11 protein-coding genes are annotated in these 11,866 nt (G+C 60.9%); 10 read left to right on the top strand and 1 reads right to left on the bottom strand.

What is annotated here, in order from left to right:
- The first annotated feature begins 77 nt into the window (after nucleotides 1-77).
- On the top strand, nucleotides 78-425 hold the full coding sequence (locus ACTNFK_RS08055; protein ID WP_433646619.1) for an Rv2175c family DNA-binding protein: 348 nt from the start codon (nucleotides 78-80) through the stop codon (nucleotides 423-425).
- Between the two features lie 52 nt (nucleotides 426-477).
- Here the strand turns inward: ACTNFK_RS08055 and ACTNFK_RS08050 are convergent, their stop codons facing one another.
- Nucleotides 478-1,581, bottom strand: coding sequence for a polyprenyl synthetase family protein (locus tag ACTNFK_RS08050; protein ID WP_435936723.1), 1,104 nt, complete (start codon nucleotides 1,579-1,581; stop codon nucleotides 478-480).
- Nucleotides 1,582-1,650: 69 nt separating this feature from the next.
- Between ACTNFK_RS08050 and ACTNFK_RS08045 the strand changes: the two genes are divergently transcribed.
- The 9 genes from ACTNFK_RS08045 (at nucleotide 1,651) to murD (ending at nucleotide 11,827) form a co-directional block, all read left to right on the top strand.
- Complete coding sequence (locus ACTNFK_RS08045; protein ID WP_435936722.1) at nucleotides 1,651-2,037, top strand: SCO2097 family morphological protein; 387 nt, start codon at nucleotides 1,651-1,653, stop codon at nucleotides 2,035-2,037.
- A 211-nt stretch (nucleotides 2,038-2,248) separates the two neighbouring features.
- The gene (gene mraZ / locus ACTNFK_RS08040; RefSeq protein WP_433646616.1) at nucleotides 2,249-2,680 is read left to right on the top strand and encodes a division/cell wall cluster transcriptional repressor MraZ; all 432 of its coding nucleotides are present in this window, start codon (nucleotides 2,249-2,251) and stop codon (nucleotides 2,678-2,680) included.
- A 101-nt stretch (nucleotides 2,681-2,781) separates the two neighbouring features.
- Entirely contained in the window at nucleotides 2,782-3,753 is a 972-nt protein-coding gene (gene rsmH, locus ACTNFK_RS08035) for a 16S rRNA (cytosine(1402)-N(4))-methyltransferase RsmH (protein ID WP_435936721.1), read from the top strand.
- Between the two features lie 134 nt (nucleotides 3,754-3,887).
- The gene (ftsL, locus tag ACTNFK_RS08030) at nucleotides 3,888-4,364 is read left to right on the top strand and encodes a cell division protein FtsL (protein WP_435936720.1); all 477 of its coding nucleotides are present in this window, start codon (nucleotides 3,888-3,890) and stop codon (nucleotides 4,362-4,364) included.
- A gap of 34 nt (nucleotides 4,365-4,398) precedes the next feature.
- Nucleotides 4,399-6,192 carry a peptidoglycan D,D-transpeptidase FtsI family protein gene (locus ACTNFK_RS08025; protein WP_435936719.1) on the top strand — a complete coding sequence of 598 codons (1,794 nt, stop codon included), beginning with the start codon at nucleotides 4,399-4,401 and terminating at the stop codon, nucleotides 6,190-6,192.
- A gap of 67 nt (nucleotides 6,193-6,259) precedes the next feature.
- The gene (locus ACTNFK_RS08020; protein ID WP_435936740.1) at nucleotides 6,260-7,819 is read left to right on the top strand and encodes a Mur ligase family protein; all 1,560 of its coding nucleotides are present in this window, start codon (nucleotides 6,260-6,262) and stop codon (nucleotides 7,817-7,819) included.
- Nucleotides 7,816-9,225 carry a UDP-N-acetylmuramoyl-tripeptide--D-alanyl-D-alanine ligase gene (locus tag ACTNFK_RS08015; RefSeq protein WP_435936718.1) on the top strand — a complete coding sequence of 470 codons (1,410 nt, stop codon included), beginning with the start codon at nucleotides 7,816-7,818 and terminating at the stop codon, nucleotides 9,223-9,225. Before ACTNFK_RS08020 ends, ACTNFK_RS08015 begins: the two co-directional genes overlap by 4 nt.
- The gene (mraY, locus tag ACTNFK_RS08010; RefSeq protein ID WP_433646609.1) at nucleotides 9,222-10,304 is read left to right on the top strand and encodes a phospho-N-acetylmuramoyl-pentapeptide-transferase; all 1,083 of its coding nucleotides are present in this window, start codon (nucleotides 9,222-9,224) and stop codon (nucleotides 10,302-10,304) included. Before ACTNFK_RS08015 ends, mraY begins: the two co-directional genes overlap by 4 nt.
- Nucleotides 10,301-11,827 carry a UDP-N-acetylmuramoyl-L-alanine--D-glutamate ligase gene (gene murD / locus ACTNFK_RS08005; RefSeq protein ID WP_435936717.1) on the top strand — a complete coding sequence of 509 codons (1,527 nt, stop codon included), beginning with the start codon at nucleotides 10,301-10,303 and terminating at the stop codon, nucleotides 11,825-11,827. The genes mraY and murD overlap by 4 nt, the downstream gene beginning before the upstream one ends.
- Nucleotides 11,828-11,866 lie beyond the last annotated feature (39 nt).

Below are 11,866 nucleotides of genomic sequence, written 5' to 3'. Positions count from 1 at the left end.
CTACTGGGCCTGCAGCGCGCCGGGGTGGCACCTGATTCGGCTGCCATTAGCGCAACTCTGTGCTTTAGACTGGGACGGTGGCCGAAAGTATCCCGTCAGACACCGTAACCGTGACCATTCCCGAATTAGTGAAGCGCTGGGGCACCACCCCGGGGAAGCTTCGCCGGTTGATCGAAGAGGGCTATCTCGCCGCCATTCGAATCGACGGGGTCTTACGCATTCCTGCCGAGTTCATTCAGGATGACGAACCGCTCCATTCCCTTCGCGGAACCCTGCTCGTGCTGCGAGATGCTGGCTTCACGAATGACCAGGCGGTGACGTGGTTGCTTGCTGAGAACGAGGAACTTGGGGAACGGCCGGTAGCTGCGTTGATCGACGGAAGAAAGTCCGCGGTGCGACGGGCAACTCAGTCTCTCGCCTTCTAGATCCCTCGAGGAAACAGGAAATTCCTGATTCGGGCGATCGCGCGACCCGAGATCAGAAGTCTCGTTTGCTCACGCGATGCGCGAGAGCGGACAGCTGCGCGCGCGCTTCTGGCCGCAGCGGAGAAACGGCGAGTGCGCTAGTTGCGCGTTCGAGGTTACGTGCGATCATCTGTTCGACTTGCTCGACGGCTCCCGTGCCTCGAATCGTGCGCTGCAGCATCTCGATTTGTTCGGCATCAAGGTGAGGGTCGCCGACCAGTTCGTCAAATACCCGCTGTTGCGTGACGGGAAGAGAGCTGCGCGCGATAGTGACAAGAATGGTGCGCTTGCCCTCCGCGAGATCATCTCCCGCTGGCTTACCAGTGACCTCCTGGTCGCCGAACACGCCTAGGAGATCGTCTCGAAGTTGAAACGCCACACCGACCGGAAGCCCGAAATCGGCGAGGGCCTGCTCCTGCTCTGCGCTGGCACCGGCGAGCGCTGCGCCGATGAGAAGTGGCGCCTCGACGCTGTATTTCGCGGACTTGTAGACCAACACACGGGTGGATCTTGCCAGTTGCTCTTGTTCGGGCGCAAATGACGGGATCTGTTCCTCAAGTACGTCGAGATACTGGCCAATAGCGACTTCGCTCCGCATGCGGTTGAAGTGGCCACGTGCCGTCGCCGCACACCCCCGCTCAGGTGCGGCATCGCAGGCACGCTGAAGCTGTTCATCGGCCCAAGACTGCAGCAAGTCGCCCAGCAGTATCGCGCTGGAGAGGCCAAAGTGCTCGGCCGAGCCACGCCACCCGTTTGACTGGTGGATCGCGGCAAAATGCTTGTGAACCGCAGGCCGACCGCGCCTCGTGTCGGAACGGTCAATCACGTCGTCGTGGATCAGAGCTGCTGCGTGGAAGAACTCAAGCGCACACGCGACATCGAGCATCTGATCGAGTTCAGGGCCTGGAGCGCCAGAGAGATCAAGAGGAGCCACTGACCGGTAGCCGAGGGTTGCGAACTGGGCTCGGAGTCGCTTTCCGCCTGAGAGATATGCGTACACCTCATCAAGCACGGGAGTGGAATCACCGCCCAGAGGCGTTAGGTCTTCGCGATGCCCAGAGATGACATCGCTGATGCGCTCCTGAACAAGGCCTGCGAGTCGTGTTGTTTCATCCACCTGGCCTAGCCTAGTCCGGCCGAAGGGGCGTAGAATGAGTTCACGTTTATCTGGATATGGGAGGCGGTCATGGGACTGTCAGAACACGAGCAGCAATTGCTTGATGAGATGGAGCGTCGTCTCTATCAGAGCGAGGCTGACGTCGTGCAGACGGCCCAGGGGGCGCACACCCAGTTCAACTTGCGTTCTTTGGTGCTCGGAATTGTCCTGGGTCTAGTCGGGATCGGGGTGCTCGTTGGCGGTGTCGCTGCGCAGCAGCTTTGGCTTGGCGTGATTGGCTTCGCGGTGATGTTGAGCGGTGCTCTGCTGGCGTTCTCGAAGCGCGAGCCTGTTACCTCTCCGAATGCATCGGCAGCCACTTCTGGCGGTCCTGGTTCGCCAGCATCGGCGGAGCGAGAGTCATTCTCTGATCGCATGCAGAGGCGATGGGACGAACGCATGGAGGGTGAGCGCTAGAGCGGTTTCGCGCAGAGTTTCGAGACGAGGCGGTGGATTTTCCACCGCCTCGTTTTTTTGTGTCCTCGTGCACTCTCAAGCTGCAGCCTGGTGGAGGAATAAAGAAGAGAATCCATAAAAAAGAGATCAGAGTGGAGGGAAGTGGAGTAGAGTGGAACTAGCTGGAGCGCGTGGGCGAACCCAGTCGGTGTGATCACAGGGAGGAGAGTGCATGTTCCTCGGCACGTTCTCTCCCAAGCTTGACGACAAGGGTCGACTGATCCTCCCCGCAAAGTTTCGCGACGAGCTCGCCGAAGGTATGGTGGTCACCCGTGGCCAAGAGCACTGCCTCTATGTCTTCAGCGAGAGTGAGTTTGCGGCGATGCACGAACGTATCCGCGAGGCTCCGATCACTTCCAAGCAGGGCCGCGACTATCTTCGCGTCTTCCTGTCTGGCGCTCACGCCGAGACGCCCGACAAGCAGCACCGTGTCACCATTCCTGCAGCCCTTCGTGCATACGCGGGTCTCGAGAGGGATCTCGCAGTGATCGGAGCCGGGAGCCGGGCCGAGATCTGGGATGCCGAAGCATGGCAGACCTACCTCAGTGTTCAGGAAACTGCCTTCTCTGAGATCGAAGAGGAGGTGATTCCGGGCATGTTCTAGTTCCAGTACTCGCGGTTTCTCGTCTACCACCCTGTCGCACTTCCCCGGTGACAGGTGGGCTGACGGGGAACCGGGGGTACTGGCAGAGCCCGACTGTACATATGGACACATCAGAAATTGATCCGAGCCAGTTGCACACGCCGGTGTTGCTTGAGCGTTGCCTGGAACTCCTTGCTCCAGCAGCTGGGCGACAGGGTGCGGTAGTTGTTGATGCGACTCTCGGCATGGGGGGTCACAGCGCCGCGCTGCTCGAGGCTCACCCAGGTCTCACAGTGATCGGGCTCGACCGCGACCTGCAGGCTCTGCGCCTCGCCGGTGAGCGGCTCGCAGGTTTCGGAACACGAGCGCTGCGTGTGCATGCTGTCTACGACGACATCGTCAGTGCGGTTCGGAGTTCGGGTTTCCGCTCGATTGACGGAGTGCTATTTGACCTGGGGGTCTCCTCGCTTCAGCTTGACGATGCCGATCGAGGCTTTGCCTACTCACAAGACGCGCCGCTAGACATGCGCATGAATCAGGCGGAGGGTGAGACCGCGGCCGAGGTGCTTGCCGTCGCACCCGAGGGTCGGCTCCGCGCGATTTTTGAACGCTACGGTGAAGAGCCGCTGGCAGCTCGGTACGCAAGAGCCATCGTCGCAGCGCGCGCGGACGCACCCATTGAACGGAGCGGACAGCTCGTTGACATTCTGCAGCGTGCGACTCCGGCGGCGGTGCGCGATCAGCGCCACCCGGCAAAGCGAGTGTTTCAGGCGTTGCGGGTAGAGGTCAACGGTGAGTTGCGTGCGCTCGAGCACGCGATACCGGCGGCGATGGATCTGCTCTCCGTCGGGGGGCGCATTGTGGTGATGTCTTACCAATCACTCGAAGACAGATTCGTGAAGCGTGAACTCGCGAAGCGCAGCAAATCCACTGCGCCCGCGGGATTGCCCATCGAGCTTCCGGAACACCGGCCAGAATTCAAACTCCTGACACGCGGTGCGGAGCTTGCGAGTGATGAGGAACGCGAACGAAATTCACGGGCGATTCCCGTGCGGCTGCGAGCTGCAGAGCGCCTTCGGGTGGTGACACAGTGAGTGGAAACACCGTTCCCATCGAACTCGATATTGATCTTCTCAGATCGCCCACGCCAGAAGTTCTCTCCGATCCTCGGCTCGATCCGTCACGGAGGCACCTCCGCCCGGCGGAGACTCGTGCACCGCGTGCCCGAATGCGCCGCCTCAGTCCGCTCTGGGGGGCGCTGACGGCCGTCGGGATTGTGCTGGGTATCTTTGCCACTCAACTGGGCCTCAGCATCGCAGTCTCGCAGGGAGCCTACGAGGCGCGTGCGCTCGAGCTCGAGCACCGGGATTTGCAGCGTGTCGAGCGGGTGTTGAGTCAGAATGTGAACAAACTTGCCTCCCCACAGAATCTCGCAGACAACGCTGCCGCGCTGGGCATGGTGCAGAATTCGAACCCCGCGACGCTTCGTCTCAGTGACAACGTCGTGCTTGGTGACCTAACTCAACGCACAACCCAGGTGCAGGCGAACCGAGTTCCCAACGCTACCCTGGAGAATTTGCCGGTTGTGGATGCAGATGGCCTTCTCGTGTCTCGGGATTTCGGACAGGCCGCTGCGGCTGTCGAAGCATTGAGCGGAGCGCCGGTAGTTTGGGAAGGCAACCTCCCTTCACCAGACACACGCTAAGGCGAGACGCCCGGAACCGGAGCAAGGAGTCACGATGGCGAAGTTTCGACCGAGGGTCGGAAGACGCTTTCTCGCGATGCTGCTGGTGATCGTCGGAGCTAGCGTGTTCACCGTCCGATTGATTGAATTACAGGTGGTTTCGGCCGCTGCGCTCACTGAAGAAGCGGCAAGCAAACGAGCCGTTCCTGTGGTGATCCCGAGCCTGAGGGGCGACATCGTCGATCGCAACGGAGAGATTCTCGCGACGACCGACGAGCGCTACGACGCACAGCTTTCGCCAAAGAACGCGCGCTTAAACGGCGGGAAATTCTATCGGATCGCCGATGACGAGGGATTCGCAACGGTGAGCGTCACAGCGGAGGAGGCGTTCGCCGAAATTGCCGAAGTGACCGGACAAACTGCTGACGAGATCGGTGCCATCGTGGACGACGCACTCGCGGCGGATCCAAAATCTGACTTTGCGTACCTGAAACGCTCAATCGACCTCACCACTCTGAACCAACTCAAGGCGCTGCAGATTCCCTGGCTGACATTTGAGAGTCACCACGCACGCGTCTACCCGAACGGTGCTGTGGGAGGAAACATTATTGGATTTTCGGGGTTCGAAGACGTGCCTCAGGCCGGCGTTGAGGTGTCGCACGACGCGTGTCTCGCGGGCGTGAACGGTGAGGAGAGCTACGAGCGCGGTGCCGACGGGGTAGCGCTCCCCGGGAGTGTGGTCGTGCGTCAGGAGGCCATTAACGGCGGAACGGTGCAGCTCACCATAGATCGGGATCTGCAGTGGGAGACGCAACAGATCGTCAATGATCAGGTACAGAAGGTCGCCGCCGAGTGGGGCATGCTCACCGTTATCGATGTGCAGACTGGTGAGATTGTTGCGGTCGCTGAGGATGGCTCAGTTGATCCGAATGACGTAGACGCCTCTGACCCGACCAAACGTGAGGCACGTTCGTTTGTCTCCCCGTACGAGCCCGGATCCACATTTAAGATGATCACCGCCGCGGCCCTCGTGGATCAGGGAGTCGCCGTCCCCGACTCGCTGCTGCAGGTGCCCGACACCTGGGAACCCGAACCAAACGTGCGTTTTAGGGACTCTTCCACCCACGGCGTGATGCCGATGACCCTCACCGGAGCGCTCGTGTATTCCTCCAACGTCGGGATCTCGATGTTCGGGAGTCGGCTCACCGAGCAGACCCGTTACGAGTATCTCCGCGCGTTTGGAATTGGTGAGTCGACCCAGGCCGGACTTCCACTTGAGGACTCCGGTCTTCTGTACAGCCCAGAGAATTGGGACCGTCAGACCAGCTACAACACGATGTTCGGTCAAGGCGTGTCGGCAACTATCGTGCAGACAGCAAGCGCCTACCAGGCTATTGCAAACGATGGGGTCCGCGTGCCTCCCAGCGTGGTGGCGACCTGCACGGAGGCAGATGGCACCGTGACCGATATGGTTCACGGAGATCCAGTGCAAGCGGTCTCGCCCGAAGCCGCGGCGACTACCCTGCACATGCTGGAAGCTGTGGTGCAAGAAAGCTGGATCACTCCGATTGTCTCGATTCCTGGGTATCGAATCGGTGGAAAGACCGGCACAGCTGAGCAGACCGACGGTCAGGGTGGGTACCGGTCGGACTTCGTGCACAGCTTCGTTGGCGTATTTCCAGTCGAAGACCCGCAGTTTGTCATAGCCGCCTCCATCGCATTTCCGAAGGCTGGCGAAGGCAGCGTTGCGGCCCTTACCTCCTTCCACGATGCGGCGGAGGCGACGATACGCACCTTCCAGATTCCACCGTCGACGGGAAGCTATGTCCCGCTAGACACGGGAAGCTAAGCCGCGGTCTCGGTAGGATCGTACAGTGAAGAGTAGCGAACGAGGCACCGCGGATAGCGGGTTCAGCATGAGACCGCAGCGGCCGATCCGCACGTCGATTGCCGAACTCGCTCGGCGGTTTGATCTCACAGTGCGAGATTTCCTTGCGGGGGATGCAGAGACTGTTCTGGTGACTGGCGTGACCCTTGATTCACGAGATGTTCGCCCCGGAGACCTGTACGTCGCGCTCGCGGGTTCCCGTGCACACGGCGCGGAATTCGCAGGCCAAGCGGTCTCTCGTGGAGCGGCCGCAGTGCTCACCGACGAAATCGGAGCGAGCCGACTAGATGGCGAAAGTTTCGGTGCTGGCGCAACTGTGCCGGTGCCGGTGCTTGTCTCGCCGAGCGATCTCCGATCGCGGCTTGGTCAGATTTCGTCCGTTGTGTATGGCACAGACGACCTAGACGCGCGAGTCTTTGGTGTCACAGGGACCAACGGAAAGACCAGTGTGGTCTATTTCCTGGCGGAACTCTCGCGGGCCGCCGGACTCACGGTGGGGCTCAGCTCAACCGCGGAGCGCCGCATCGGAGATACCGTGATGTCAAGCTCGCTGACGAGTCCCGAGGCAACGGAGCTCCATGGTCTCCTTGCGCGTATGCGAGAGGACGGTGCCGATTCCATCGCGCTCGAGGTGTCGGCTCACGCGGTCGAACGGCATCGCATCGATGGGGTGAAATTTGATGTGGTGGCCTTCAATAATTTTTCACATGATCACCTCGACGACTTTGGCGACATGGAGAGCTATTTTGCAGCGAAGCTCGCGCTCTTCGCGCTCGAACACGCGGTACGTGGCGTTGTCGTCGTCGATTCCATGCACGGTCGCAGGGTGGCACGAGAATCTCGAATTCCGGTCACGACGCTCGCGACAGAATACGGGAGTCAGGCGGACTGGCACCTTGCCGTCACGCGGCAGGATCTTGACGGAGTCTCATTCGTGTTGCAGGGACCAAGCGGCGCTCACTTCAGTGGGCGGGTGCCGCTCTTTGGCCGATTCATGGCCGAGAATGCTGCGCTCGCGCTGATCATGCTGCACGAGGCCGGGGTGCCGCTTTCGCGAGTGTCCGCGGGGCTCGATCACGGCAAGATCCCCGTGTATATCCCCGGCCGACTCGAGGCGATGAATCCCGGGAGCTCCGGACCGCGCTTCTTTGTCGACTACGGCCACACCCCGGGCAGTTTTCAAGCGATGCTCGATGCGTTGGGCGAGGTTGCTCCGGGTCGCATCATCTTCATGTTTGGTGCTGACGGAGATCGCGATACGACCAAACGTGAAGAAATGGGACGGATTGCGGCTGCGGGAAGCGACGTGGTGATCGTCTGTGACTACCACCCGAGAACTGAAGACCCGGCGGCGATTCGCGCACAACTGATTGCAGGCGCCCGGTCCGCACGGCGAGCCGAGATTCACGAGGAGAGTGACCCTCGCGCTGCGGTCCGGCTCGCCATTTCGCTTGCTGAACCAGGTGACGTTATTCTGTATGCCGGTCCCGGGCACGAGGACTATCAGGAAGTCGCCGGACAGCACCTGCCGTACTCGGCGCGCGACGAGGTACGCGGAGCGCTCCGCGAGGCAGGATACCTGCAGTGATTGCAATGACTCTGGCGGATATCGCTCATACGGTCGAAGGCCGGCTCGTTCCCGGCACGGCCGGATCGGACGGGACTCTGGCGGTCTCTGGCGACGCGCAGACGGACTCTCGTGAAATCCAGCCGGGTCAGATTTTCTTTGCCCGCCGTGGCGAGGAGACAGACGGTCATCTGTTCGCCGAAGCAGCGCTCGATCGGGGCGCGTCCGCCCTGGTCGTTGAGCGAGAACTTGCTTGTCGGGGACCTCAGATAGTTGTCGACGATTCAACCCTGGCTCTCGGTCGGCTTGCGACAGAGGTGGTGCGCCGAGTACGAGACGCCGGTCAGCTGACGATCGTCGGGATCACCGGCTCAAACGGTAAGACCACGACGAAAAATCTCGTTGCAGCGATGGCTGCGAGGATCGGACCGACGGTCGCCTCGGAGAAATCGTTTAATAACGAGGTCGGTGGGCCGCTCACCATGCTTCGAGTGCGCAGGGATACACACACCCTCGTTGCAGAAATGGGCGCGAGCGCCGAGGGTGAGATTTCGCGGCTCACCGCCATGGCTCCGCCTCACATTGGCGTGGTGCTCTCAGTCGGACTCGCGCACGCAGGCGAGTTCGGGGGGATCGAAGCCACCTTCCGCACGAAGAGCGAGATGGTGCGCGATCTCCCGAGTGACGCGGTCGCGGTGCTTAATCGTGACGATCCCAGGGTGGCACTCATGGCTGATCTCACCCGGGCACGGGTGCGCTTTTTTGGCCAGCACCCGGATGCCACTGTGCGGGCAGATGGGGTGGAGGGATCCGCCACTGGAACAACCTTCACGCTTACCGTCGATGGACAGTCCGCACCGGTCACTTTCCGGGTTCTCGGTGAGCACCACGTCGCGAATGCTCTCGCAGCCGCCGCGGTCGGAGCAGAACTCGGATTGCCACTCGCAGACATCGTGGCATCGCTTGAAACAGCCGAGCTCGCTGCGCCGGGCCGTATGCAGGTGCTCGGAGGTCGGGATCAGATCACCATCATCAATGATGCCTACAACGCGAGTCCTGACTCGATGAGTGCGGCGCTCAAGACACTGGCGCAGATCTCCCGATCGGGCTCCAGAACCGTCGCGGTGTTGGGTGCGATGAGCGAACTCGGGGAGTTCTCGGGTGAAGAACACGACCGCATTGGTTTACAGGTCGTCAGGTTGGGAATTAGCGAGCTCGTGGTTGTCGGGCCCGAAGCGCGCAGACTGCACATCACCGCGATCAACGAGGGTTCCTGGGATGGCGAGAGCGTGTTCTTTGACACTCAGGATGACGCATACGCTTATCTCCTGGAAACACTGCAACCGGGTGATACCGTTCTGGTGAAGTCGTCAAATGCCGCTGGTCTCCAGTCGTTAGGTGATCGACTCGGAGAGGCGTACGCATGATCGCTCTGCTCATCGCCGGTGCGCTGTCGATGCTCTACTCGCTTCTCCTCACCCCGCTGTTTATTCGGGGTTTTCAGAAGCTGCGGTGGGGCCAGTTCATTCGCGAGGATGGCCCGCAGTCGCACTTCGCAAAGCGCGGCACGCCAACAATGGGCGGCTTGATCTTTATTTCCGGCTCGGTTTTCGCCTACTTCATCGCAAAGCTACTCGCGGGCGAGTCTCCGACGCCCTCAGCTCTCCTGGTGATTTTGATGACCGTTGGCCTGGGGCTCGTCGGATTCATCGACGATTATCTCAAGACACGGAAGCAGCAGTCGCTTGGCTTGGGTGGATGGTCGAAGATCGCTGGCCAGGTCGCAATTGCTGTGTTGTTTGGCGTTCTCTCACTGCAGTTCGCAAACGCATCCGGTCTGACACCTGCATCCACCCACATTTCACTGTTTCGTGACCTACCCTTCGACTTCATGTCATTGGGTGCTGTCGCCGGACTCATCCTCTTCCTGATCTGGATCGTCGTGATCGTCACGGCCGCCTCGAATTCGGTCAACGTCACCGATGGTCTTGACGGACTGGCCGGCGGGGCGTCGATTCTTGCTCTCGGCGCCTACACGGTGATCGGTTTTTGGCAGTTCAGTCAGCAGTGCGCGCGCGGACTCGAGCCCGGGTGTTATGAGGTGCGCGATCCACTCGATCTTGCAGTAATCGCCGCCGCGTTGGTGGGCGGATTAGTGGGCTTCGTCTGGTGGAACACCAACCCGGCACATATCTACATGGGCGACACTGGTTCGCTGGGCCTCGGCGGTGCAATCGCCGCGCTCGCAATTCTCACGAGAACTGAGCTCCTGCTCGTCGTCATCGGTGGCCTCTTCGTCATCGAATCGGGATCGGTCATCCTGCAGCGGATCTACTTCAAGGTCACCAAGGGCAAACGAATATTCCGGATGAGCCCCATTCACCACCACTTTGAACTCAAGGGGTGGGCAGAGACCACTGTCGTCGTGCGGTTCTGGATTATCGCAGGGGTGTTCGTGCTCAGTGGAATTGGCGCGATATATGCGGAGTGGACGGTAGCACAGTGACCCTCGCTGCTCGTGACCGGGTGCTCGCTCTCACCAGCTGGCACCACGATTGGTCTGGACTCCGAGTCGCAGTGCTCGGACTTGGTGTCACCGGCTTCTCAGTCGCAGACACGCTGTGCGAGCTGGGCTCTCGCGTGAGGGTGATTTTTGGTGGGGTGGATCCCGACCGTGAGCAGCTCCTGAAGGTCATCGGAGCAGAGCAAGCGCAGAGTCTGAGCGATGCGGTGCAGCTGGAGTCGCTGCGGGAATTTGATCCACAACTCGTCGTGGTCTCGCCCGGATACCGTCCTGACCACCCCCTGACTGTGTGGGCCGAGCAGCGCGGAACCGTGGTGTGGGGTGACATCGAACTCGGGTGGCGTCTGCGAGACAAAACCGACCGACTCGCAGACTGGCTCTGCGTCACGGGAACGAATGGTAAGACCACGACCACGCAACTGACCGCTCACATGCTCCGTGCGGGAGGTCTCCGCGCGGCACCGGTCGGCAACATCGGTGTGCCGATTCTCGACGCGCTCCGGGACCCGCAGGGGTACGATGCGCTGGTGGTCGAACTGTCGAGCTTTCAACTGCACCGGCTGGGCGAGATTTCACCATACGCGAGTGTCTGCCTGAACATTGCCGATGACCACCTCGACTGGCATGGAAGCTCTCGGTCGTATCGTGAAGCAAAGGCAAAGGTGTACGAGCACACGCAGGTAGCGTGCGTTTACAACCGTGCCGACCCGGCGACAGAGCAGATGGTCGAAGAGGCAGACGTCATCGAAGGTGCCCGAGCAATCAGTTTTGGGCTCGATGCCCCTCCTGCTAGCGGCTTTGGCGTGGTTGAGGGCATCCTGGTGGATCGCGGTTTCCATGCGGCGCGGCACAACGAGGCATTTGAACTCGTGACACTCGACGAACTCGCCGAGCGGTCACTCCAGGCACCCCACCTGGTGCAAGACATTCTGGCAGCCTCGGCGCTCGCACGGAGTCGCGGGGTCGAACCATCCGAGGTTGCGCAAGCGATCCTCAGCTTCCATCCAGACCCACACCGTGCGCAGCGCTTAGGCATATTCAACGGTGTCATTTGGATTGACGATTCGAAGGCAACCAACGCGCACGCCGCGGATGCCTCATTGCGCGCGCTGGAGAGCGTGGTGTGGGTGGTCGGCGGCCTTCTCAAGGGGGGGGATCTTTCTGACCTGGTGCGTGACAATGCGCACCGTCTGCGTGGTGTGGTTGTGATCGGCTCGGACCGCACCGCGGTGCTGGAAGCCCTTCTGCGACACGCACCAGAGGTGCCACGCATTGAGGTCGTGCCGGGAGAGACTGAAGAGACAATGACGCTAGCGGTTGCTGCAGCGGCGTCGCTCGCGAAGGCGGGTGACACCGTGGTACTGTCTCCAGCTGCGGCTTCAATGGATCAGTTCTCAGATTATGCAGATCGTGGCCGACGTTTCCAAGCGGCGGTTCGTGTTCTTGGCGGAGGTGACGCGGGTGACGACGACACATCAGCCGAGGGCCGGGGCAGCAAGCAATGACGAACCCGGCGGACCACGTGGCTCCGGCTTCTCTCGCAT

It is taken from the genome of Leucobacter fengyongliangi (genome assembly GCF_052386045.1).
The sequence above is the reverse complement of the archived record's forward strand: the minus strand, read 5'-3'. Positions and strand labels throughout refer to the sequence as shown.

Bases quoted from the DNA above. Each gene is read 5' to 3' on its own strand.
- ACTNFK_RS08045 (WP_435936722.1), top strand. From the start codon at position 1,651: ATGGGACTGTCAGAACACGAGCAGCAATTGCTTGATGAGATGGAGCGT.
- mraZ (WP_433646616.1), top strand. From the start codon at position 2,249: ATGTTCCTCGGCACGTTCTCTCCCAAGCTTGACGACAAGGGTCGACTG.
- rsmH (WP_435936721.1), top strand. From the start codon at position 2,782: ATGGACACATCAGAAATTGATCCGAGCCAGTTGCACACGCCGGTGTTG.
- ftsL (WP_435936720.1), top strand. From the start codon at position 3,888: ATGCGCCGCCTCAGTCCGCTCTGGGGGGCGCTGACGGCCGTCGGGATT.
- ACTNFK_RS08025 (WP_435936719.1), top strand. From the start codon at position 4,399: ATGGCGAAGTTTCGACCGAGGGTCGGAAGACGCTTTCTCGCGATGCTG.
- ACTNFK_RS08020 (WP_435936740.1), top strand. From the start codon at position 6,260: ATGAGACCGCAGCGGCCGATCCGCACGTCGATTGCCGAACTCGCTCGG.
- mraY (WP_433646609.1), top strand. From the start codon at position 9,222: ATGATCGCTCTGCTCATCGCCGGTGCGCTGTCGATGCTCTACTCGCTT.